Source organism: Aquimarina addita (genome assembly GCF_039539305.1).
Lineage (GTDB): Bacteria > Bacteroidota > Bacteroidia > Flavobacteriales > Flavobacteriaceae > Aquimarina > Aquimarina addita.
The window spans coordinates 51,121-75,824 of record NZ_BAABCW010000014.1 but is presented as its reverse complement, the minus strand read 5'-3'; the positions used below and the strand labels follow the sequence as shown (position 1 = coordinate 75,824).

Sequence of the window (24,704 nt, the reverse complement as noted above, 5' to 3'; positions counted from 1 at the left end):
GTAAATGTCACAAATGTTAACTATTATCTTTTTATAAATGATCAAAAACCATTCTTCTTTAGTGCTATTATATATTTTTAAGACTACTACTTTTATTTGATTTACTTTAAAAGTAAGTAGTAACCAATCCAGCCCAACCGATAAGAATTCCTACAGATGTCAAAAAGTATATTGTTGTAACTATAATTATTTTTTTCATGAGTTCTATATTTTTGTTGATACAAAGTTAGAACCTGAAATCCTTTTTTTTATAACCTAAAAGCCGTTGAAAATGACCAAAATCTAAGAAAACAAAACTTTACCTTAGATCAATTGGTTACTCATGATATAATATCTAAAAAATTATTGCAAAATGAATAAAACGAACTAATACGGGTGAGCATAGTTAATACGATAAGCACTCATCGACATCGCTAAGAATTCAGAAAAATAGATATCAATCCTTTCTATTTTAGCAAAAACAAGTGTAATCTCTAAAAAATTACTATTTTCGATACAGTAAATATGTTTTGAATTTCACACCATGGAAACCAAAAAAACAAGGAATACTGAGAAACAAAATCTTGTAAAGGATATTTTATCTAATACTGAGCATACCATGTCGGCAGAAGACATCATGGCTGCCATGCCTATAAAAGTAAATAAAACCACCATTTATAGAATACTGGATCGCTTTGCAGAAAAAGGTGAAGTTCATTTTGTGACCGGTAAAAATGGTAAAGCATATTATGCACTTTGCAATAATTGTGGGGTATCACATAACATCCATAATCATATTCATTTTGAGTGTCAGAGATGTAAAGAAGTGACTTGCCAACCTAATACATTACACATCCCCAATCTAGAAGGGTTTACCATTCAGGAAACCCAATTTTTAGTAATTGGTATTTGTAATAAATGTAAATAAGAGAAACCACCTGTTCTCCAACAGGTGGTTGTAGTAAATACACAATCCCAACGTAAGTAAAGTGCTTCTTTTTATCTTACAGCTACGGGATAATTTTCGCCTCTGCTGCTTACAGAGCCAGAAGTTCTTGGTCCTGACCCTCTGGCATGCATTATTCCAGCTACGTGTGGAGAGGCCATAGAGGTACCGCTTAGTGTGGCATATCCTCCATTTAAATAAGTACTTGTTACACTACTACCAGTAGCGATAACATCAATTGGGTTTATATTATAGTTAGAGAAGGATGAAAATCCACCGCTACATGTCATTGAAGCTACCGTGTATATATTAGTTCCATTCACACAAGCTGGTTGATAATTAGCTGCATTAGCACCATCATTTCCTGCTGCAATAGCAACAAAAGTACCACTGCTACCTAATGATGTAAGAGCGCTACTGTATGAAGAATTAGAAGAACATCCTGATCCGAAGAATCCTCCTAGACTTAGATTAGCAACATCACCAGGAAGATCGAATTGCCCCACATGATTAATCCCAGAAAGGATAATAGATGTGCTACTGGAGCCATTACATCCAAAAACTCTAACGGGTACAACATTAGCTCCTGCAGAAACACCGACAACACCAATACTATTATTAACAGCTCCTGTAGTCCCTGCAACGTGAGTTCCATGACCATTACAATCATCAGGCGAACCACCTACAAAAGATTTTGCATACCTGGAATCTGTAATCACATTAAGGTCCGGGTGATCTAAATCAATCCCACTATCGATTACCCATATCCACTCATCTCTACCAGTACCATCGGCAGCACCTCCTGCACTTGAAATACCACATGGAGTTTGTTGCGCCATTTTTTGTGACCCATCAGATGGAGGAATGATTTGTTCCACCTCGAATTTTGGTAGCTCTACAACTCTGTCATATTCAACAGAAGCTACATTGCCATCTTTTGATAACTTTTGGAATTCATCATCACTTAATTTGATGGCCATTCCGGAAATTTTGGTCGTATAATAATCAAGTACTTTAGATTCATCTAAATCATTATCTAACAAAATCGTATTCATTTTCTTAATAGAAGCTTCTGAAATCTCTCTAATTGATGAGGATTTTGATTCTCTACTGGTAAATGCGGATTTCTGAACTACATTTGATGCAGGTTCAATTTTTGAATTTTTAAAAACAACAATATATTGTCCGGGAATAATTTTCCCTTCAGTGCTGGTTGGCTCTACTGCTGATTCTACTACTCCTTCAGAAACAGTTTCATTCTGACATGAAGTAATTACTAATGCTGTGAGGAAGGTTCCTAAAGCAAGTTTACTAAAATTTTTCATTCTAAATATAATTTGAGTTAGTTTTTCAAAAGTATGAATTCAGATAATGAATACATTATGGAAAAACCGTAGGCTAAGTTATTGATTGACAAAAATTAAGAGGAAACAAAAATATAAAATCATGATTTATTGCAACATTGTTGCTTTAACAAAGACAGTACTTTGACAAGTATTTAACAAGAAAAATCTTTCAAATCATATTTGTAGGAAAGCGGTGGTTTATCACTATTAAAATATTAACATTTTTTAACTTATTTAAACTAAATTTAACAAAAACATCTCAGAATTTCGTTACCTAACAGCTAAAAACATCTAAATTTTCCCTCAACAAACATAACATTGCCACATAAAATTTCACAGAAAAAGCTTCTATCAAAATTTTAAAAACAAAAAACCTTCACTAATTATTTGTTTAGTAGCTTACGGATATATGTGCTGTCTCAATATATTTCTCCATATTCCTTAAATACATCAGTTGTCCTGACTTGTATACTGTTTATAGTGCCGGTACTTCTAATAAACATGAATCTATTATAGATAATTACTTATCATAATAACAGATTTATCACAAATTTTGATGAATGATATAAAAACAACGCTGAGAAAGAATTATGTATAGCTTTAGATACTAATAAAACTATCTTCAGAAGTTTTATTTTTCTGGCTGTCAAAATAAAAATCTATTCTTCCTAAATACAATCCATAACAACCTACTTGATTAACAAGTACATTATTACCTTTTCTATTTTGCACCTTAGTAGGCTGCTCTAGAAAAGTATGAGTGTGTCCGCCTATTATAAGATCTATGTTTTCAGTATTCCTGGCAAGAATAAGGTCGCTAACTCTATCTGGTTCATTTTTGTAGTCATATCCCAGATGTGACAAACATATAACAAGGTCACATTTTTCTTCCTTTTTTAACGTAGTACTCATATCCTGAGCTATCTCTATGGGATTGAGATATTTAGTTTCCTTATACAGGTCCTTCATTACTAACCCTTCTAATTGTATACCTAAACCAAATACTCCAATCCTAATACCATCTCTGATTAATATTTCGTAAGGTTTAACTAAGGTATTCATTACCGTATCTGTAAAGTCATAATTAGCAGAAACAAACTTAAATTGCGCATTGGGGAGTTGTGCATAGAACCCGTTAATACCATTATCAAAATCATGGTTGCCTATAGTTGATATATCATATTTGAGCATACTCATAAGCTTAAATTCGAGTTCCCCTCCATAAAAATTAAAGTAAGGAGTTCCTTGAAAAATATCTCCGGCATCCAGTAATATTGTATTTGGATTCTCTTGTCTTATTTTTTCAATAATTGATGCTCTTCTTGCTACACCGCCCATATTAGGATATTTTCCATCTTTGGGATCAAATGGATCTATATGGCTATGTACATCATTCGTATGTAAGATAGTTATTTTTTTTGCACCACTACTGGCAGAAAAGGATGATAGACCTACTCCTCCTAATGTGACTAAGGATGCTACAGCGGTCTGTTTTACAAATGCTCTTCGTTTCATTTCAAAATTTGATTAGTTAATCTGTATGAATCGATCATCTTTTTTAGCTATGATCGTATCAACCTTTTTAAAATAATCAATCATAGCATTTCTAATTTTATAATTCAATGCATATGATTTGATCCCCTGTTTAAAAAAATACATTTCATCACCTCCATAATATAAATAATCATTAGTCGCAACAAAATAGATTTCGTCATCTTTAATTTCTTTATCCTTAATTAAAGCTTTGACTAGATTAAAATTAGCATCAACAGCCAGCTTTAATCCTGCTATGGGGTGTGCTCGTTTAGAATTTTGTAAATACTTAATCAGTTTCTTGATATCTATACCTTTCATTTCCACTACTACAATACTATTTTCAAATGGCATCACCTCATAAGCAGTGCGTGCCGTAATATCACCTTTTGGGATAGGTGCACGAATCCCTCCATAGTTTAGCAACGTCATGTGTATCGTTTTTTCTGTTCTAGATTCAAAAACCAGGTTGGCTTGTTTTAAAACAATATCAGCCATTAAGTTACCAATAGCTGTATTTAACACTCCATCTCCTTTCGTATGTGCCTCTGGTGAATACGCCAAAACACTGTCCAGATTTTTCTTTACATTTTGCCTATATGGTTTTATAAAACTATCAATAGCTATATTGGACAAAGCTTGATCATTGATTTCAATTCTTGTACTCTCAGCCTTTAAAAGGTGATTTTTTTTCTTACAGGATGAAAGTAAGATTAAAAATACGAGTAAAACGAAACTTTTGTACATAGTGTTTTTCATTAGATCAATATCGTTTGCTAAATTATGAAGTTTAGCACAAAAATTTTTAGTAAAAAAATATAGTATCAACTTTGTATTATCAATTAAAAACCAATTAATTCACAGGTGTAAACCGATAGACAATGTAATATATTTTACTGTACTAAGGTAGCAACAGCATCTTTAAGTATATAATTACAGTGATCTACATCTTCTACATTAAGCTCCAGAACGCCTGTTACCTCAATTACCTGATCCATTTTAAAATTTGGTTTTTGTTTAAAAACAACCTCTACAACACTTTCCGGACCTGCTGCTCCACAAAAAAAACAAGAAGACTTAGGATTTTTAGAAATCAAATAAAATTCATCTTCTTCAATAGAAAAATCTAAAAAGTAGCCTTTAATTTGAATCCTTTTACCTTGATATGACTTTATAGTAGATCCAAATTTTGGCTTTAAAAAGATATCATCATACTGTGCACTGTAAACATTATAAAATTTTACATCGGCTAAATCATTCCAGGTCAATTTTTCTTGAGAAAACAAGTTGAATTTAATGAGTACAAGAAGTAAGAATAAGAAAACTGTTTTATGCATCAGCTATGATTTTAGAAACGTTTAATGTAAACAAAGAAAATGAAGCTATAACTGCTGCCAGTAGCGTTGTTAGAATTACTAATCCTAATATATATAACTCTTTATTATCAGGTAAACTAAGTACAAAATGATATCCGTACATATTTTCTGTAAAAACTGAAAATAACCAGATACTTATCCTTCCTAAAAACCAGCCTACAATAGCTCCTAATAAAGACAAAAAAAGTGCCTCAAAAAAAACTAATTTTATCAATAGAAAGGTGTTAGCACCATAAGTGCGCAACAAGGCCAGCTCCTGTTTTCTTTCTCTTACTGTCTTTATTAAGTTTATAAAAATGCTCAAGCCCGCTACCAATAATATTGCAATAGCAATACCATTAATTGTTTGAAAACCAAATCCCAAAAACTCCATCAACCGTTCAATCTCAAATTTGGGAAGTGCCGCTTGCATGGTCGTTTTTTCATTAATAAATCTGGACATTTGTAAAGCTCCTAAAGGGTTTCTAAATTTAATTAATAAAGAAGTTATTTTATGCTGTTCTTCATGCTTTTCTTCATGATGATTATGTCCGTCAACTTGTGCTCCCTCGTGTTCATGAACTTTCCAGATACTTTCCAGACTCGTAATGATGAGGTGGTCTATAATTGTATTTGTTTTTTTTAATATTCCGGTAATAACAAATGGTTTTTCATCATGAGTTTCGAGTCCGTTTTTGACTAAGCCATGAGCACTTACAAAAGTGTCTCCAATCTGTAGCGAATTCTTTTTTGCTACATCACTACCAATAACAACCTCAAAGGGCTTTTGATATAGCATACCATCCAGTAACGTTGCGCTATACTTAGTCAAATACGCCTTTGATGTGCCTAATATTCTATGTCCCTTATAATTATCGCCATAAGAAACAGGTATCGTTTCCTTCACCATAGGATTTCTGGAAATTTTTAAAGCTTCTTCTAATGATATATTACCAGTAGGATTATCAATATGTAATACAGACGACAGTACAAGCTGTAATGGGCTTCCTTTGGCACCAATAACCATATCAAATGGTTTGATATTACTTTCTAAATGTTTGTTGAGTTGATTTCTTATCTGTAAGACAAAAGTTGCCAATGAAATACTTAGCATTAGTAGTAAGATACTTAACAAAGTATTCAAAGGCTTAGAAATCAAATTTTTGTACGCCAGATATATCAATTTCTATAAAATTATCTGATTACTAAAATGTGCTTTTACTCTTTGATCATGAGTGATGATCACCAAATTACTTTTACAGATTTCGGCCTCTTTTTTTAATAATGAAATAACCATGCTGCAATTAATATCATCCAGATTAGAGGTAGGTTCATCAGCTAATATCACTTTAGGCTTATGTATAACTCCTAGTGCGATAGACAATCGTTGTTGTTGTCCTTCACTTAATTGATACACCTTCTTATTTTGAAGATTAGAAAGCCCTAAGTGCATGATCAATTCTTCTCTTCGATAACGATCACTTTTCTTTTTAGCAAGTCGCTCTCGTAGCGTTAAGTTTTCTAGTAAGGTTAATGATTTGATAAAATATGTTTTTTGAAAGATTAATCCTATGTGCTGCCCTCTGAAATAATCAAGTTGCTTTCTTGTAAGTCTGTTCAAATAACTATTATGAATACAAATATCGCCCTCTTTAGGCGGTAAAAGTCCTGCCAAAAGATGTAAAAAAGTAGTTTTACCAACCCCAGAAGCTCCTAAAATTAATAGATCTTCTTTTGAAGGCACATTAATATCAGGAAAACAAAAGGTATCCTTTTTTGCATTCTGATAGGTAAACCTCAACGATTTTGTTTGGATCATAAAATTATTTTGTCAAAAGTAAATAAATTTTACAAATGCAACAAGGTTGCGTTTGTAAAATAATGTTATCTTTTATGAGCTTTAAAACACATTTTTATGTTGAATATATCTTCCGCTTAAAGTACATCTTAGACCATAAAAAATATAGTTAATAATTTATGTTTGCTGCGTGGTCTATTAGTATATTCCTTTACATTTCTGTACTCTTACACAATACAACAAAAAAAGCCCTTAAAAACATGTATGTTTTTAAGGGCTTTTTACTTTCTTACTTTTAACGATTAGTATGTATATGTATCAGTTTTAGAAATCATTTTTAGTTTTCCTAATTCCTAAAAAAATTATAGACAGACATACTACGGTTTGATAAATTATTAAAAGGGTTGTGTTATTATAAAACTACAGTTTTTCTAACAAAAAGACTTTTAATACTATCTATCATAAAGGTACAAGTTATTCTTCAACAGTTTTCTCGGCATCTTCTATCATCATCTTCTTATGCTCTTCTATCATCTTCTTGTCCTCTTCTGCAATTTTATCGTGCTCAGATTTTAAGGTTTGATGCTCTTTTTCCATTTTTTCATGCTCTACATTCATAGCTTCATGCTCTTCTTTCATTGCTTCTAAAGTCATCTCACCCGTAGCATGTTTAGTTTCTAGTTCTGCATGCTTTTTAAGAAGTTCGTTATGCGAATCGATAAGTCCTTGGTGTTTTGATAACAAGTCACTATGCTGCTTTTCCATTTCTAAATGAACAGAATCGTTCTCAATTTCTTTATGAGCAGCAATCATTTGATCATGATTGTCTTTCATTGCATCATGCTCAGAGGTCATTGTTGCGTGAGCTGTTTCCATAGCCTCATGCGCTGATATAAGTTCTTTATGCTCGGCAGTTTCAGCAGGGTTTTGTTTACAGGAAATTACAGCGAATACAACTGCAAAAATCATTAAGTATTTCATAAATATAGTATTTTAGTTAAGCAAGCAAAGATATGTAATTTTAACAAATTAAAGATCTACTAAAATTCAGTATTTGTGAAATGTTAATTACACTAAAAGAATCAATCATTTATGTTAATTTAATAACTCATAAGTATTTATTGAAAAAATAGAAGCGTATGGACATTAAAATATAGTCATTATATCTTTTTATTTAATTGAAAATGATTAGTTTTATCGTCTTAAAGTATAAAATGCAGCATCCAATTCATAAACATATAAGTACTTTTTTGTTTTTGGTCGCTTTTCTTGTGCCAAGGATTGCGGATATGCATGCATTAGATCATATGTTTGAAGATGATGATACTATTTCTTGTGAGCTCTGCGATATTACATCACAATCAGTCCAATTAGATTGGTACACAGGAGATACATCATACGATAACGGACATATTGTAAATAATCCAAGTTCTATTGTAGTTGACTGTTTCTTTAACAGTCCAATAGCTAAGATTGTTTCTCCTACCTCGGTTTATAATAAACCACCTCCTGTGTTATAAAGTCTTTATTTCTATCTATTAATTTGTAATAATCTCTGTAATTGTTTTATGCTTTTATCCAATAGGCTAAGAAGCGATAGCTAAAACGTATACTATAATCTTATTACCATAATTGCTTAGAAGGAATACGGTATCCTACAACGTTTAATGTCTTCTAGCCTTTATTATCTACAACACAAGGGCTTAAACAGAGATACATAATTTATTGATAAAATAACATTTTTAAATAGTTTTAATATGATACTTCGTATTACAGCCGTTACACTATTTACATTATTTCTCATTTCTTGCCAAAGGAAAGGACAGAAAGAATATGACCCCTCCATCATTGACCGACAAAAAGTGGATGCGGCTCTGGGGCAAGATATTTCTAAAGTTTTGTTTGATCATTTATATGTAGTCGTTGATAGTACCACCTATGCTAGTTTAAACGAAAACAACCATTGGAAAAATACTTATGGTGCCATAGACTCAGGGCTACCGGATTTTGCACCGATGACTGAAAGTTTTTCTACCTGTTACCTAAGAGGACACCAGCATTATATTGAAATTTTAGGTCCAAATAATAGATTCAATGAACCAGTTGGAAAAAGTGGTATAGGATTTTCATTAAAAAATGAAGGAGAGCATTTTCATGTAGGTATGAAACCTAAATTAAGGAAAGCAAAAGATTCCTTATTACATGCTTCAGAAATTGTAAAAATGTCTCTTAACGGCGAAGAACAGACCTGGTTTAAAGCTTTTTACACTCCCAGTTTCGGAACATCTTTACATACCTGGTATGGTTTCTATAATCCTGGCTTTTTAGATCATCTTCACAACCAGAAACATACCTCTTATTCGAGAGAAAAGTTTTTAGAAGGTATTTATGAAAACCATAAGCTATTTCATAGCATCAAATCTATACGATTGACTTGTACCCTGAATGATTTTCGGCGGATTGCACAAGAGTTAGGGTATTTAAAGTGCAAATTGATAAAAGAGGAAAATGAGGTATATACTATCAAAAGTGGAGATATTAATATAGTGATTGAATTCTCAGACAAAATAGAATACAGTAGAATTACTCAAATCACTTGTAATCTAAATAAAAAGGATAACACTACCCGCCAACTAGGAAATCTGACCATAACAAATAATGGTAAAGTATCAATTTGGGACTTTAACCAACTACATAAAAACAATAGTTATTAAATAGGAACCTTTTTAAAAATATAGTAACATGAAAAATAAGATCCAAAAACGTTTTACAACACTCATACTTATTGCATTGACTATTACCTCTTGCAAACAGCAGCAACGCAGTTCAAAAGAAGAAGTTATAATTGATGAAGAAGTTTCTGAAGAAATCGCAGTACCGCCAATCACTCTTGAAAAACTACAGGGTTCACCAGCGTATGCTGATGCCGAATTACAGATGAATATCCCCAAAACGGATAAGGCTATTAATAATGGAGAAATTAATTTTACTTTTGCCGTAAATAATTATGAATTAGGTGCGCAAACCAAAGGCCAAAATGCAACATTATTAGCCAATTCTGATAAGGGACAACACATCCATTTTATATTGGATAATCAACCCTACTCTGCACATTATGAACCTACATTTAAAAAAGAAATTCCTGATGGAGTTCATCACTTAGTTGCCTTTTTAAGCCGTTCCTATCACGAGTCGGTTAAAAATGAAAATTCTGTAGTAGTACAGAAATTAGAGGTAGGTTCAAACCCAAAGGACACTCTTGGTCTTACTATGGATACTCCCACCCTCATTTATAGTCGTCCTAAAGGAACATATTCAGGTAAAGACACTGAGAACCTGTTATTGGATTTCTTTGTACTCAACACAAAACTTTCAGAAAATGGTCATAAGGTTCGCGCTACTATTAATGGAGAGGAATTTATGATTGCTGAATGGGCTCCACACATTATTCAAGGATTGCCAAAAGGTGAAGTTACCATCCAGCTGGAACTTATTGATGCAGAAGGAAATCTGATACCAGGTCCTTTTAATAAAGTTGTCCGAACCGTTACCCTACAACAGTAAGTTTTTTTCAGCACCTTAAATTTTATGAAAGTAGTTACAAGATTGAGTGAGTCCCACGATATGTTGGATCGTTTTGCAAGCGGTTTGTGCCTTACGTATTGTGTAGCTACACCTTTTCTATTGACTACACACGCTGGGCACAAACAGCTTCATCCTTCTAATCCCTTATGGTGGGGAACACCAGATCTTATTTTAATAGCCGTTGCATTTATAGCTGTATTCTGGTCGTTTCATCATACCACGAAGCAATGGATACCACGCGCGTTTTGGTTAAGTTGGATACTTATGTTTGTATTCATTTTAAACGAAAAATCAGGTTTCTCTTATATAATAGAGACCACAATCTATATACCATCAATTGCATTAGTAGCTCTCTATATCTATAATCACAACTATTACAAGTGTACGAACAAAAATTGTTATACGCATGCTCCCAATGCTAACATCTAAAAAAACAAAAAACTATCATCATACATTTTCTAAATATAAACATATGCTAAAAGCTATAGATCTTACAAAAACGTACGGTAAGCATCAAGCACTCAATCGATTAAACCTATCTGTTGAAAAAGGAGAGATTTTTTGTCTACTTGGTCAAAACGGTGCCGGTAAAACCACCACTATTAATTTGTTTTTAGGACTTATGGCTCCTACCAGTGGTGAAGCATTAGTCAACGGAATTACAGTAAAACCTAATAACAATAAAACTACTAAGATGATTGCCTACATCCCAGAAGTAGTTCAATTATATGGAAATCTTTCGGGTATAGAGAACCTTAACTTCTTCAGTAGGTTGGCAGGGGCAACTTATACAAAATCAGAATTGTCTGATTTTTTGTCAAAAGCCGGGCTACAAGAAGCTGCGCACCAGAAAAAATTATCATCCTATTCTAAAGGAATGCGACAAAAAGTAGGAATAGCCATCGCACTTTCTAAAAATGCCGAGTACATTTTTATGGATGAACCTATCTCTGGTTTAGATCCTAAAGCAACACAAGAATTTACAAAAATATGTAAAGAACTAAGCAACGAAGGGAAAGCTATTTTTATGGCTACCCACGACATCTTTAACGCAGTAAACGTAGGCACCCAGATTGGTATTATGAAAGAAGGAACATTGGTTCATACTTCTGACACTAGTACTATTAACGCGACCGAATTACAAAATCTATATTTAAAAACCATCTAAATTTTTAAAAAAAACAATTCACATAATGAAACTTTTTAAATCAATTACCCTCCTATTATTTTTAGTAGTCAACTATGCTTCTTTTGCACAGGTAAAAATAACAGGTACTGTTTTCGACTCTCAAAATTTGCCAATACCAGGAGCTTCTATTTCTATAAAAAATTCTACAAATAAGTATAACGGACTCACAGACAACACAGGTCTGTTTACTATAAACGCCTCTTCTGGCACCTATACTATTGAAGTGCGCTATTTAGGATTTCAACCTTATAAAAACACCTTCGAGATTAATGATAGTCCATCATTCGATATAGGAACCATTTTATTAGAAGAAGGCACAGAGCAGTTACAAAGTGTAGAAGTAGTGGGTCGAGCCAGAACGGATTATAACAGTGATTATTCGTTTTCATCAACAAAAGTCGCCATAAAAAACAAAGAATTACCTCAGGCAGTATCCACTATCACGAAAGAGTTAATGAATGATAGACAAGCTTTTCAGATTGCAGATGCTATAAAAACTTCGAGTAGTGTAACACATACCGGTTTCTACAATCATTTTAATATCAGAGGGATCATTCAGGCAGAAGACGGTCAACTTATTAATGGTTTAAGAACACGTCAGTATTATTTTCTACAACCCATTACCTCCCATATTGAAAGAGCAGAAGTTATTAAAGGACCATCCTCTGTAACATTCTCTAGTGTTGATCCCGGTGGATCTGTGAATTTGGTAACTAAAAAACCTTTAAAAGAACAAAGAAATGAGGTTAGTGCTACAGCAGGAAGTTTCGGAACACTTAGAGCTACTGCAGACTTCACCGGACCATTGAATGAATCTAAAACTTTATTGTATCGTTTTAATGCAGCGGTTCAAGAAGCAAGATCTTTTAGAGATTTGGTACAGAACAATCAGTTCCTGATAGCACCGTCTATTACGTTTTTGCCTAATACCACCACCGCATTAAATGTAGAAATGATATATAGTAACGGTGTAGGAAATCTGGATCGTGGGCAACCGTTGTTTGGTGCTATTAATGGAGAGTTTGATCTAAATAGTACGGATATCTCTACTAATGTGGGAGCAGCTAACGACTTTTATGGATCCAAAGAATTTATGATCATGAGTAATTTTAGCAAGGAGATTACAAAGAATATTGGATTTAATGCTTCTTATATGAAACAAACATGGGAAGAGGATCTTGCAGAACACCGTGTAGCAGGTTCTGCAGCGGTGGATATCGATGGAAATAGTATCCCTACCCTAGCTGAATTGCGCTATACAGAACGACAGCAGTTTTGGATTACAGACAACTATAGTGCATTTATCAACATTGATATGGAACATGATAAGATTACCAATAAATTTTTAGCCGGATATGATGGTAGCAGATGGGAACGTACCATAGGTGGCGCGTCTAATGGAGCTCGTAGATACAGAAGGATAGACGGTACAGCAACTTCTTTTGATCCTGATGCAGCAGATCAGTTTGAAACCATAGATATTGATGGTATCACTGCGCCAAGACCTAATGTAGATCATTTTGACCTTGCGAATCCAAACAATACTGCCAGAGAAACTGCAAATTATATTATCTCTGAGTTTGCTATTCCAGCTAACCTTACTACCTCTAATGGTATTTATATTCAGAATCAATTTAAAATAGGTAAATTTTCAGCATTGCTAAATTTACGTTACGATTGGTATGAAGATGTATTTGATTACAAGTCAAATAACGAACAATCCTTTAAGAATGAAGCTTTTATTCCTAGAATAGGTGTAACCTATGAAGCTACAGATGCGATTAGTATATATAGCTCCTATGTAGAAGGTTTTCAACCGCAATCTAACACGGTGACATTATCACCAGCTACCGAAAGTTTTTTCTGGGGAGGCTCTCCCGCTAGTTTTGATCCTTTAGAAAGTAATAATATCGAATTTGGTGCAAAAGGAGAATTTTTAGGAGGAAAACTAACTGTAAATGCTGCAATTTATCAAATTACTCAAAAGAATTTATTGCAACAAGACCCCAATGATGAGTCTATATTGACTGAAAGAGGAGAACAGCAGAGTCGTGGTTTTGAGTGGGATCTTAACGGATATGTACTTCCTAATCTTCAGATAAGTGCTTCATATGCATTTATTGATGCAGAGATTATTGAAGATGATGACCCTGCTTTAATTGGTGAACGTATTGGGGGAGCTCCAGAACACAGCGCTAATCTCTGGGGTAGATATGATTTTACACACGGAACGCTTCGAAATATCGGAGTAGGTTTAGGCATGGAATATCGAGGAGATCGCTTGTCATGGTACGGAGATCGTCTTGTATTACCAGAATATACAGTATTTGATGCTGCGGTTTATTATCGCCCTTCGGGAATTGATATGCAGATCGCACTAAAACTTAATAATTTATTAGATGAAACCTACTGGAATGGAGCATTGAATGCGACCAGAGTTTTTCCGGGAGCACCTAGAAATGTGTTACTAACAACCACCTATAAATTTTAAAAAAGATGAAACCAATATGATTCAAATAATCATTCCATCTTATGATTATTTGAATCATAAAAGGTGCTATACTGATCTGTATCGACACAAGTATGATAATTAAAAAACAATAAAAATGAACATATGAAATGGGTAAACATTCGATTATTCGCACTTAACTTTTGGCGTAATGCGACGAACCTCAAAGCATTTTATGTATTATATTTTATTTTTATAGTACTCGCTGGGTATGCCATAGTTAATGGTGTTCAAAATCATATTACGCAAAATAATATCAGGCAAGACCATCAAGTGAAAGCCAGACAAAGTTGGGAAGCTAACCCTGATAAGCATCCCCACAGAATGTCTCATTTTGGAACATTTGCATTTCGGAAACATCCTCCACTCGCTATGTTTGATTATGGATTGGAAAGTTTTACCGGAAACACCATTTTTTTAGAAGCGCACCAGCAAAACAGTGTTAATTTTTCTGAGGCAACATTCTCTACGGGTACTTTACGATTTGGTGAATTAAGTTTAGCGTTATTATTACAACTCGTATTACCTTTGATAATATTTTTTATTGGCTTTCCGAGCGTAGCAGCAGATAGACAAAATGGCACGCTGAAGATCCTGCTTTCTCAAGGCGCTAGTTGGAAAGAACTATTGATAGGAAAATCAATGGGGCTGTTAGCCATCTCTTTATTATATTTTATTCCTGTCTTCTTATTACTTACCATTACACTTATAACAGGTAATGATCAAGCTATGAGTGATCATCTTTGGTTACGATTTATACTCATCGGATTGGGGTATTTAGTATTTTTGTGTATTGTATCTATACTAACCATTGTAGTATCGGCGACTAGTAGCAGTCCTAAAAATGCTTTATTGCGATTATTAGGGATCTGGTTATTATTTTTAGTACTGTTGCCTAAATCTGCTCAGGCGTTAGGGAACTATTGGTTCCCTACACCCAGTAAATTAGCGTTTCAATCTGCTATTGAGAAAGAGGTTATTGAGCAAGGTGACAGCCATAATCCTGATGATCCGCACTACCAACATCTTAAAGATTCTGTTTTAAAAGCTCATAACGTAGATGAAGTAACTGATTTACCCTTTAATTATTCAGGTTTTGTAATGAGAGAAGGAGAAAAAATCTCGTCTGCCTTATATAGAAAACATCATGAAGCATTAGTAAATATTTATAAAAAACAAAATAATGTTACACACTTTTCATCTTTTATCAATCCATTTACAGCTATTAAATTAGTATCAATGACCCTGTCAGAAACGGATTTTTCATCTTATATGGATTTTCAAAATAAGGCTGATGATTATCGATATCAATTAGCGCAAACCATGAACGAACTACAGATGGAATATATAAGTCCAAAAAAAGCAAGTGGTTCTGAGGGAAAAAAGCATATCATAGATCACACCCATTGGTCAGCGTTTCAGGATTTCAGTCACGAACCTATAAAATTTAGTAATTCAATTAAAATTGCTTTCCCGGCATTACTGTCCCTAATGCTGTGGACAATTGTAGCTATGGTATGGCTAGTGATCACATCAAAAAGAGCAAAAGCGATATGAAGACTTATATCTTATTTTTACAGCAATGTATCAGATCCAAGGAAGTTTGGATTAGTTTACTGCTCATTACAGTACTAGGTATTATTGCAATTAATATCGGAAATAAACACATCGAGCGACAACAACAGGCAATCGCTGAAGTGAATGAATATCAAAAAACACATGTAGATCGGCAAATAGCACTTCATAATGATGATTTAGGTCTATTATTGTATTACACAAAGTTTAGCTACATTAATTCATTAAACCCGCTAGCTGGAATATCTATTGGTCAGACAGATGTAAACCCAATAGTAAAACAGATTACCATAAAAACTTTTGAAGCACAAAGGTTTGATACAGATTTGGTCAATCCAATGAATCTTCAATCAGGGAATCTCGATCTTTCTTTTGTAATTATTTACTTGTTTCCTCTATTAGTCATTGTTTTGAGTTTTAATGTAGTTTCAGAAGAAACAGAAACCGGCACCTGGCAATTAGTAGCCATTCAGGCAACATCAAAGCTTCGTTTTATCATATCCAAACTCGCAATCAGATTTGTATTATTAGTTTCAGTACTCATCCTTCTTTTTTGTATTGCTAAGTTTGTTATGAATATTCCTTTTACCAGTCGTTTTTTAGCAATGATTGCACTTGCTATTTGTTATATTATTTTTTGGTTTGCACTCTCATTTTTTGTGATTATTCACAAAAAAACTTCAGGCTTTAATGCGTTACTTCTTTTATCCGCATGGCTTGTATTACTAATACTTATACCCGCCGGAATCAATAGTTACGTCTCTTTAAAATATCCTGTTCCTGAAGCATTAAGTACTGCAATAGCACAACGAGATGGATATCACGTAAAATGGGATACTGATAAAACAGCTACGATAGCCAAGTTTTATAAACATTACCCACAATTTGAAAAATACGGGTATCCTACGGATGGTTTTAATTGGTTATGGTACTATGCAATGCAGCAGATGGGTGATGATGATTCGAAAAAAGAAAGAGAGGCATTAAATAAAAAAATCAGATTAAGAGAACAGACTAGCAAGAAATTGGCGACAGCAGTTCCCAATATGTACATACAGCTTATTTTCAACCAATTATCTGGAACTAGTATGAGCCAGCAATTAAACTACTTAGATGCTACACGTCAGTTTCATGAAAAATTACGTTTGTTTTTTTACCCCACAATATTCGAAGGCAAAAAAGCAGATGTTATAGATTGGAGTCAATTTACACCAGAATATTATAAAGAGAGGTTGCCTGTATCATGGTTACAAACTATACTACCAATGATACTGGCATCATTATTTATATTTTTACTTTCTATCCCAATGATAAAGAAACTGTAGTACTACGATTTAAATAGAAACGATCAGCGTTTATCTTCCAAAAGACATTGATATTTATGATCCCGTTTTTTGATGTAGATTTTATAATAACAGTTTTCATAAAGTAATATAGACAAAAGAATAGAAAGTTAGTAGACCAGACGGATACTTCAGTAAGAAAAGAGAGGTTAAATTATGTATATTCGAAAAATGATTACTTTTAATTATTTTACTAAACACAAATAAAATTAAATAGACACGTGAGAAAACTGGTTTTTTTATTGACTTTATTTCATTTTTCGCTATGTGCGCAACACATAGAATCAACAAGAATTAGTTCTGCTGTATTAGATCAGGAAAGAAATATCTGGATATATACTCCATGGCAATATGAAGAATATCCTGATAAAAAACTAGAAGTTATATATGTTTTTGATGCGCAGGCACGAGAATACTTTGATCTGGTACATGCTATTACTCAATTTGAAAGTGGTCAAGAATTTGCCTTTATCGTAGTGGGAATTGAATCACCATTTAATAGAGAAAAGAATCAAAGCCGAAATAATGATTTTTTACCAAAAGCGACTAACCAAGAAACGATTAAGAAATATGGTAATTTTTCTGGAGGAGCAGATAATTTTTTAAATTTTATTAAAACAGAACTTGTCCCTTATATTGATAAGCAATATAGAACACTTCCTGAAAAAATTGCCATAGGACATTCTAATGGTGCTACCTTTATCAGTTATAGTCTTATAAAAGAACCAGATATTTTTGATGCATACATTGCTATATCCCCAAATTATGCATACGATGATGGACAGCTGGTAAAAAAATTCACGAAATTGTCCCCTAAAGATATAAAAACAGAAAAGATGGTTTTCATCAGTAACTCTAATGAAAATACGCGGACTGCAGACCGATGGGCAGGTTGGTCAGAAGCTAATCAAAAGGTTATCAAATTACTTAGCGATAAAAAATTTACATCTAAAATTCATCTAAGTACAAAAGATTTTTCTGTTACTGAGAACCACAGTACTACAGTTCCTGTCGGAGTATTTTATGGTATTAAGGCGTACATTGATTATCAATTCAGGACGGGAAAAAATATTATCAAATACTATGAGGATTTAGCAAATAATAACCTAATCACATTAGATCCAGAAATGGTAAATACATTTGCCTATGAATGTTTTTGGAACCAAAAAACAGATGATGCACTTATAGTAATAAACTGGGCAATCAACAAATTCCCTAAAGCACATAACCTTTATGATAGCCAAGGAGAATTTTATGAAAAAAATGAAGAAATTAGCAAAGCCAATACCTCTTTTCAGAAAGCAATGGATATACTTTTAAGTTCAAAAAATGAAATGGATAAAAACGAATTTAATGAAAAGATGGAGTATTATAAAAATAATTTACAACGTACAAAGAAAGCAACTACAAACAAATTTTAGTATCTAATTAGATTTAAATACAAAAATTGAATGATATTATAGTTACTAATAAATATTCTTAAAATTATTATAATCAAGTGTCTTTATTTTGCAAAATAAATTTGTTTAACTATTTTTAAATAATATTAAACAGATATGCAATGGATATTTTAAAAGAAGCTACCCTATTTGAAAATGCAAAAATGAGTCATATGTCTACCAGCGATAGAGTTGTTGCATCAAGAGAAGCAAAAAGACTTATTTTAGCGATTAACGAAATTTATAAGAAAACAAAAGATACATCCTTAATGGACGTCATGAAACGTTTGACTGCAAAGAAAAAAAGAATCGAAATAAGGCTGAAAGGAAGACCTGATCCTGGAATATAAATATGACAAACAAAAAAGAATTAAATGTACTGGGAACCGTTTTACAATCTTGTTGTGAAGATCCTAAAACCGGATACTTCAGAGATGGGTTTTGTAGAACCATACAAGAGGATACAGGTACGCATATCGTATGCTCTATCATGACTCAAGAATTCTTAGATTATACAAAATCTCGTGGAAATGATCTATCCACTCCAATACCCTATTGGAACTTTCCTGGTCTTACAGTTGGCTCAACATGGTGTTTATGTATTAACCGATGGTTAGAAGCTGAACGTGCAGGAAAAGCTCCAAACGTAATTCTCAAGGCAACTCATCAAAAAGCTCTTGAATACATCAGCTTAGAAATGCTACAAAAATACGAGGTTGCCATTTGATTATAATTCATCTCCTGCATAAAAAAATACCCCCATTAGCAAAACATTATCTTACTACTATGCTAATATTTAGGAATTTTATTTATTACATAATAAAAGAATAGTTTTATATTTCTAATACACCTGATCGCTTGATCCGTGGGTTATATACCTTATACTTTTACAATGCCTATCATAAAAATATATACATGACCTTAATTACAAGTGAAATTGTGGGTAAAATATCTACACATGTGTAAAATTTTCACACTTAAAAATGGCCTGAAAAACCCTAAAACACTGTTATTCAGTCATATTTCAAAACGGCATTAAACTTGACCTCTAATTATAAAAATTAAGGGAAATATTTATGAAGCGATCAACAACATCCATATCCACAGAAAAAATTATGTCTGTAGACAAGCCTTCTAATCGTTTAGAAAGGCTAATTGCAAATTCATCTTCATCTTTTATTTTAGTAGGAACATTTCTATTATTATTTGGAGCTGTATCATTGTTTTATTTCTTACAACCTTACTTTGAAAAAATATATTTAGAAAGAATGAGTACTGCCTGGGGTATTACTTTGATGATCGCAGGATTATCTCTTCTAGCTATCAAAGTAGGTTTTTTAGTATATATATTATCATTATACCTACGATATAAAGTTATTAAATCAGTGTCGAATGAAGAATTACCATTATGTACAGTGATTGTACCTGCGTACAATGAAGGAGAGCTAGTATATAAAACCTTAAAAAGTTTGGTTGCAAGTGATTATCCACACGAAAAATTACAAATAATTTCTATTGATGATGGAAGTGTAGATGATACTTGGCAATGGATGCAAAAAGCTAAAGCAGAATTAGGTAACCGTATTTCTATATATCAACAACCTGAAAATAAAGGTAAAAGGCATGCATTATACCGTGGATTTAATCTAGGTATGGGAGATGTTTTTATTACTGTAGATAGCGATTCTATAGTAAAACAAGATACTTTACGTATTATGGCCAGCCCTTTTGTTGTGAATGAAGAATGTGGAGCAGTAGCGGGTAATGTACGTGTCCTTAATAGAGATAAAGCGTTAATTCCTCGTATGCTAAATGTGAGTTTTGCTTTTAGTTTTGAGTTCATTCGTTCTGCACAAAGTAGATTAGGGTCTGTATTATGTACACCTGGTGCTTTGTCTGCATATCGTAAAGAGGCTGTTTTTAATTGTAGAGAAGAATGGATTAGTCAAACTTTTATGGGGCAAGTATCTAAGATTGGTGAAGATCGGGCAATGACGAATATGATTTTGAAACAAGGATATAAAGTATTTTTTCAGCGTACAGCATTTGTATACACAAATATCCCTGAAAATTACAGAAACCTTAATAAAATGTTTACACGTTGGGAAAGAAGTAATGTGCGTGAGAATCTTGCTATGAGTAAATTTGCTTTTGGAAATTTTAGAGATGGAGCTAAAACAGGAACAAGAATATTATTGTTAAATCAATGGTTAAAAATGATAATGGCATATCCTGCAGTGGTACTAATGTTATTTTTTATCTTTACTTATCCTGTACTATTTTTAAGCTCTACCTTAGTTAGTATTTTAGCTTTCTCAAGTATGCAAGCCTTATTTTATGCTAAAAAACATAGCTCGTCAGAAGCATTATGGGCATATCCATATAGTCTTTTCTATGCATTTACTTTATTTTGGATTACTCCTTATGCTATTGCTACAGCAGGTAGAAGTGGATGGTTAACCAGAGAGATAACTAAGGAACAGATTGAAGAAAAACAAATTGAAGAACCTAGAGTTGTTGCTGTATCATCTTAAACACTCTTATAGAACTAAATCAACCGAAATTACAACCTTAAAACCTATTAACCAAATACTTACGATTTCTCAAAAAACTTTGTAAGTAGTATTATAATACCATCATCATAATTTTATAAAAGCCCTTTAACCAAAGGGCTTTTGTGTATATAATGATTTCCTAAATAAAATTACTAATAGCCCCTTGTTGTTTTATTCAATTTCTTCATATAATTATGTAATGTGTAAAAGCAACATATCATCTTAACATTTTCATCATTAGGAATCAGATTCAAAGTATTTTTAATAAGTTTACATAAACTCCCTGTTTTATTTATGAATTAAATTGTGCTTAGGAGATGAGATTGCTTTATGCATTTCTTTGTAATGCAGTACTTCCTTTCTACAATATTGTCCTTAACGATAAGAAGATGCTAGTAAAAGAAAATATTCTAAATAACTATATCAGGGTAGAAAATGATATCATTCACTAATTTTTAGAAAATGTATTTGAGTAAAATAAAAAAACACATTAACCTAGTACTTTTTTTATGTTTTTTATGTCCTGAAATAATAGCTCAAGACCTTATTCCACCAATTAATAATTATAAAGTCTCTGAGTACAATGCCGCCAGTCAGAACTGGGGGTTAACTACAAACAAGGATGGAGAACTATTTGTTGCTAATAATAGAGGATTACTTCATTTTAATGGAGAACGATGGAAACTAAATAAATTACCCAACAATACAATTATCCGCTCCATAGCAATCGTTGATAATAAAGTTTTTACTGGTTCTTATGAAGAATTTGGATACTGGACGACTAATAGCATAGGACAGTTTGAATACGTGTCTCTTACAAATTTAATCAAAAATCATACGTTTACAAATGAAGAGTTTTGGCAAATAATACCTTATAATAATACTGTCATTTTTAGATCTTTTTCTGGGATTTATACCTATCAGAACGATAAAATTACTGTATTAGATACTGATCAAATTATAACAGATCTCATTGTAAAAGATGACAAAATTATTGCTGCCAGCAGGAAACAAGGGCTTTATGAATTTGTTAATAATAAATTAATACCGTTAAAAGATCAAAAACTCTTTAAAAATAAAACCATTACCGATATGGTTTTATATGATGGAGGCATATTGGTAGGAACAAAATTACAAGGTTGTTACTTTTATAAAGACGATAAGGTAATCCCCTGGAATGAGACGATCAATGGCTTTTTGCAGCAACATCAACTAAATAAGATGTTAGCTATAAGTCCATACAACATTGTTTTTGGTACCATAAAAAATGGGATCTACATATATGATACTAAAACAAAAAAAATAGAGCAGATTAATAGAAAAATAGGATTACAAAACAACACTATATTATCACTTCATAAGTTCAAAGAACAATTATGGGTTGGGTTGGATAGTGGAATTGATCGAATTCAATTAGATTCGCCGACCAAATATTATACGGATTATTCTGGTGTTGTAGGCACTGTATATGATATTGCAGTATTAGACACTATTACTTACCTGGGTAGTAATACCGGGGTTTATTATATACAAAATGATACATTACAATTTGTAGAAGGTTCACAAGGACATGTGTGGGATTTAACAGTCTTAGACGATCAATTATTTTGTGGTCATAATACAGGTACCTTTATAGTAAATACATCAACACTTCAAAAGATTTCAAATTTTTCTGGTGGATATCAGATGATAAAAATCCCGGAACAACCACATACTTTTTTACAAGGTACCTACAATGGAATTGTAAAATATCATAAAACTGAACTCGGTATCTGGCACACATCCCGACTTAAAGGGATTGAATTCCCGGTAAAACAGTTATGTTTTGAAAATCCTACCTCCATCTGGGTTGCCCACCCTTATAAAGGATTTTATAAAATAAAAATAAATGAAAGCTATGATACTATTGAACAAATACAAGAATTTCATACAGATACCACGGATAGTAATTATCAGGTAAAACTCTATAATATTAAAAATCAAATTGTATTTAATAGTAAAGGAACCTGGTATAAATATGATCCAATTCCTGATAAAATCGTAAAATTCAAAGAATTTGAAACCTATACTAATATTGACCTTGTTTCTTTTGATCAAGAACATTTTTGGTTTATAGATAATGAAAATCCTAAAAGAATTATCTATACAGATCTTAAAAAAGATAGTTTGGTTATTTCTGAAAATCAATTAATGAATAGACTCGTTCCTGATGCAGAAAATAGTCTTCGATTAAACGACTCTCTGCACCTCATCACACTGGGAGATGGATATGCTCAGGTGAACTTTTTAAAATTAAAGGGAAAACAGCGGGTTGATAGTATTCCTGCCCCTAAAATATATGTCATCAAAGATGAAGAAACTTTATATCCATTAGATACTGAAATCATAAAAATTCCATTCAAAAACTCTCAAAATATTACTCTGGAAGTCTCGTCCCCTGGTCTTATTAATAAAAAATATTATTATGAATTATCCGGCACTAAGACACAGTCTTCTTATCTAGAAACAAGTACCATTAATTTACAGAATCTACCCTATGGAAACTACAAACTTAACATCTTTACTATAGGAGTTAATAATCAAAAATCGATCCCAAAGGAAATCCAATTTGAAATTAAACCCCCGTGGTATTTATCTAATGTAAGTCTCTCTCTGTATTTCTTAATTTTATTAGGGCTTATATATCTGATAAGATTGTACAATAAAAATAAACTAAAAAAACATCATAAAGAATTAAAAGAACGTTTAGAAAAACAGCAAAATGAAAAAATAATTGCTTTCGAACGAGAGAAGTTGACCAAAGAAATTAAGTTAAAACAAAAAGAATTAGCGGGAATAACTATGAATATTGCCAAAAAGAACGAAGTAATTCTGGAACTAAAAAGTATGATCTTGTTGAACAAAGAGAAATTTTCTAACCAACAACGTTACAAATCTATTATCAAAAAAGTCAATGATTCTATAAATAATAATGAAGACTGGAAACGTTTTGAAGTCAATTTTAAAGAATTACACGAAGATTTTTTTGATAACCTTCTTAAACATTACCCCCAGTTGACACCAAAGGATCTAAAACTTTGTGCGTATCTCAAAATGAATTTATCCTCTAAAGAAATAGCACCGCTAATGGCCATTACAATCAGAGGTGTTGAAATACATAGATATCGTTTAAGAAAAAAATTAGAAATAGATAGTTCTAAGAACTTATCTAATTTCTTAATCACATTTAAGTAACATTTACTGTATCCTACTTACAGGTTGATATAAGCGTTAAGTTATTTAAGATTAATACTGCTTAGATATACAAATGCATTAACTTTTTAAAAAAAATAATTCGTTTATAGATATCGCTTAGAATTACTTTTCCAATAATGAGACAATAGAAAAAAGAATCCAATAATTAGCACTATTAGTATGACAAGACCTTTATAAGTTTCACAAGGATTTATAAACTAAAAGAATACCGCTTTATCCACGATCGCCTAGATAAAGAAGAATATACGCATCTTTATTCAACCTGAGTATAGAATAATACAAACTGAACTTCGAATT

21 protein-coding genes are annotated in these 24,704 nt (G+C 32.5%); 14 read left to right on the top strand and 7 right to left on the bottom strand.

Features of this window, described 5'->3' with window-relative positions; genetic code table 11:
- Positions 1–523: 523 nt before the first annotated feature.
- Positions 524–907 carry a Fur family transcriptional regulator gene (locus ABD816_RS15895; protein ID WP_344929071.1) on the top strand — a complete coding sequence of 128 codons (384 nt, stop codon included), beginning with the start codon at positions 524–526 and terminating at the stop codon, positions 905–907.
- Positions 908–978: 71 nt separating this feature from the next.
- On the opposite strand, the gene ABD816_RS15890 is transcribed toward ABD816_RS15895, so the two are convergent.
- From ABD816_RS15890 to ABD816_RS15860, 7 genes are all read right to left on the bottom strand, one after another.
- Complete coding sequence (locus tag ABD816_RS15890) at positions 979–2,250, bottom strand: S8 family serine peptidase (protein WP_344929069.1); 1,272 nt, start codon at positions 2,248–2,250, stop codon at positions 979–981.
- 621 nt (positions 2,251–2,871) lie between these two features.
- The gene (locus ABD816_RS15885; protein WP_344929067.1) at positions 2,872–3,786 is read right to left on the bottom strand and encodes a bifunctional metallophosphatase/5'-nucleotidase; all 915 of its coding nucleotides are present in this window, start codon (positions 3,784–3,786) and stop codon (positions 2,872–2,874) included.
- A gap of 12 nt (positions 3,787–3,798) precedes the next feature.
- Positions 3,799–4,551 (bottom strand): 5'-nucleotidase C-terminal domain-containing protein, encoded by a 753-nt coding sequence (locus ABD816_RS15880; RefSeq protein WP_344929066.1) that lies wholly within the window; start codon positions 4,549–4,551, stop codon positions 3,799–3,801.
- 146 nt (positions 4,552–4,697) lie between these two features.
- Positions 4,698–5,141 (bottom strand): hypothetical protein, encoded by a 444-nt coding sequence (locus ABD816_RS15875; RefSeq protein WP_344929064.1) that lies wholly within the window; start codon positions 5,139–5,141, stop codon positions 4,698–4,700.
- Complete coding sequence (locus ABD816_RS15870) at positions 5,134–6,303, bottom strand: ABC transporter permease (RefSeq protein WP_344929062.1); 1,170 nt, start codon at positions 6,301–6,303, stop codon at positions 5,134–5,136. The genes ABD816_RS15875 and ABD816_RS15870 overlap by 8 nt, the downstream gene beginning before the upstream one ends.
- A gap of 42 nt (positions 6,304–6,345) precedes the next feature.
- The gene (locus ABD816_RS15865; protein ID WP_344929060.1) at positions 6,346–6,978 is read right to left on the bottom strand and encodes an ABC transporter ATP-binding protein; all 633 of its coding nucleotides are present in this window, start codon (positions 6,976–6,978) and stop codon (positions 6,346–6,348) included.
- Positions 6,979–7,431: 453 nt separating this feature from the next.
- Positions 7,432–7,938: a hypothetical protein gene (locus ABD816_RS15860; protein WP_344929058.1), complete on the bottom strand. Its 507-nt coding sequence runs from the start codon at positions 7,936–7,938 to the stop codon at positions 7,432–7,434.
- A gap of 233 nt (positions 7,939–8,171) precedes the next feature.
- Between ABD816_RS15860 and ABD816_RS15855 the strand changes: the two genes are divergently transcribed.
- The 13 genes from ABD816_RS15855 to ABD816_RS15795 all read left to right on the top strand — a co-directional run bounded on the left by ABD816_RS15855 (position 8,172) and on the right by ABD816_RS15795 (position 24,386).
- Positions 8,172–8,477, top strand: a complete 306-nt coding sequence (locus ABD816_RS15855; protein WP_344929056.1) for a hypothetical protein — start codon at positions 8,172–8,174, stop codon at positions 8,475–8,477.
- A 237-nt stretch (positions 8,478–8,714) separates the two neighbouring features.
- Positions 8,715–9,671 carry a DUF5829 family protein gene (locus ABD816_RS15850; RefSeq protein ID WP_344929055.1) on the top strand — a complete coding sequence of 319 codons (957 nt, stop codon included), beginning with the start codon at positions 8,715–8,717 and terminating at the stop codon, positions 9,669–9,671.
- 28 nt (positions 9,672–9,699) lie between these two features.
- Positions 9,700–10,521 carry a hypothetical protein gene (locus tag ABD816_RS15845; protein WP_344929053.1) on the top strand — a complete coding sequence of 274 codons (822 nt, stop codon included), beginning with the start codon at positions 9,700–9,702 and terminating at the stop codon, positions 10,519–10,521.
- 24 nt (positions 10,522–10,545) lie between these two features.
- Entirely contained in the window at positions 10,546–10,971 is a 426-nt protein-coding gene (locus ABD816_RS15840) for a MerC domain-containing protein (protein WP_344929052.1), read from the top strand.
- Positions 10,972–11,014: 43 nt separating this feature from the next.
- Complete coding sequence (locus tag ABD816_RS15835) at positions 11,015–11,710, top strand: ABC transporter ATP-binding protein (RefSeq protein WP_344929050.1); 696 nt, start codon at positions 11,015–11,017, stop codon at positions 11,708–11,710.
- A gap of 25 nt (positions 11,711–11,735) precedes the next feature.
- Complete coding sequence (locus ABD816_RS15830) at positions 11,736–14,222, top strand: TonB-dependent siderophore receptor (RefSeq protein WP_344929048.1); 2,487 nt, start codon at positions 11,736–11,738, stop codon at positions 14,220–14,222.
- 123 nt (positions 14,223–14,345) lie between these two features.
- The gene (locus tag ABD816_RS15825) at positions 14,346–15,797 is read left to right on the top strand and encodes an ABC transporter permease (protein WP_344929047.1); all 1,452 of its coding nucleotides are present in this window, start codon (positions 14,346–14,348) and stop codon (positions 15,795–15,797) included.
- Entirely contained in the window at positions 15,794–17,140 is a 1,347-nt protein-coding gene (locus ABD816_RS15820; protein WP_344929044.1) for a DUF3526 domain-containing protein, read from the top strand. The genes ABD816_RS15825 and ABD816_RS15820 overlap by 4 nt, the downstream gene beginning before the upstream one ends.
- 239 nt (positions 17,141–17,379) lie before the next feature.
- The gene (locus ABD816_RS15815) at positions 17,380–18,579 is read left to right on the top strand and encodes an alpha/beta hydrolase (protein ID WP_344929042.1); all 1,200 of its coding nucleotides are present in this window, start codon (positions 17,380–17,382) and stop codon (positions 18,577–18,579) included.
- 140 nt (positions 18,580–18,719) lie between these two features.
- On the top strand, positions 18,720–18,947 hold the full coding sequence (locus ABD816_RS15810; RefSeq protein WP_344929041.1) for a hypothetical protein: 228 nt from the start codon (positions 18,720–18,722) through the stop codon (positions 18,945–18,947).
- A 2-nt stretch (positions 18,948–18,949) separates the two neighbouring features.
- Positions 18,950–19,324: a DUF2237 family protein gene (locus ABD816_RS15805; RefSeq protein ID WP_344929039.1), complete on the top strand. Its 375-nt coding sequence runs from the start codon at positions 18,950–18,952 to the stop codon at positions 19,322–19,324.
- Positions 19,325–19,673: 349 nt separating this feature from the next.
- The gene (locus ABD816_RS15800) at positions 19,674–21,131 is read left to right on the top strand and encodes a glycosyltransferase family 2 protein (RefSeq protein ID WP_344929036.1); all 1,458 of its coding nucleotides are present in this window, start codon (positions 19,674–19,676) and stop codon (positions 21,129–21,131) included.
- 489 nt (positions 21,132–21,620) lie between these two features.
- Positions 21,621–24,386: a helix-turn-helix and ligand-binding sensor domain-containing protein gene (locus ABD816_RS15795; RefSeq protein ID WP_344929035.1), complete on the top strand. Its 2,766-nt coding sequence runs from the start codon at positions 21,621–21,623 to the stop codon at positions 24,384–24,386.
- Positions 24,387–24,704: the final 318 nt, after the last annotated feature.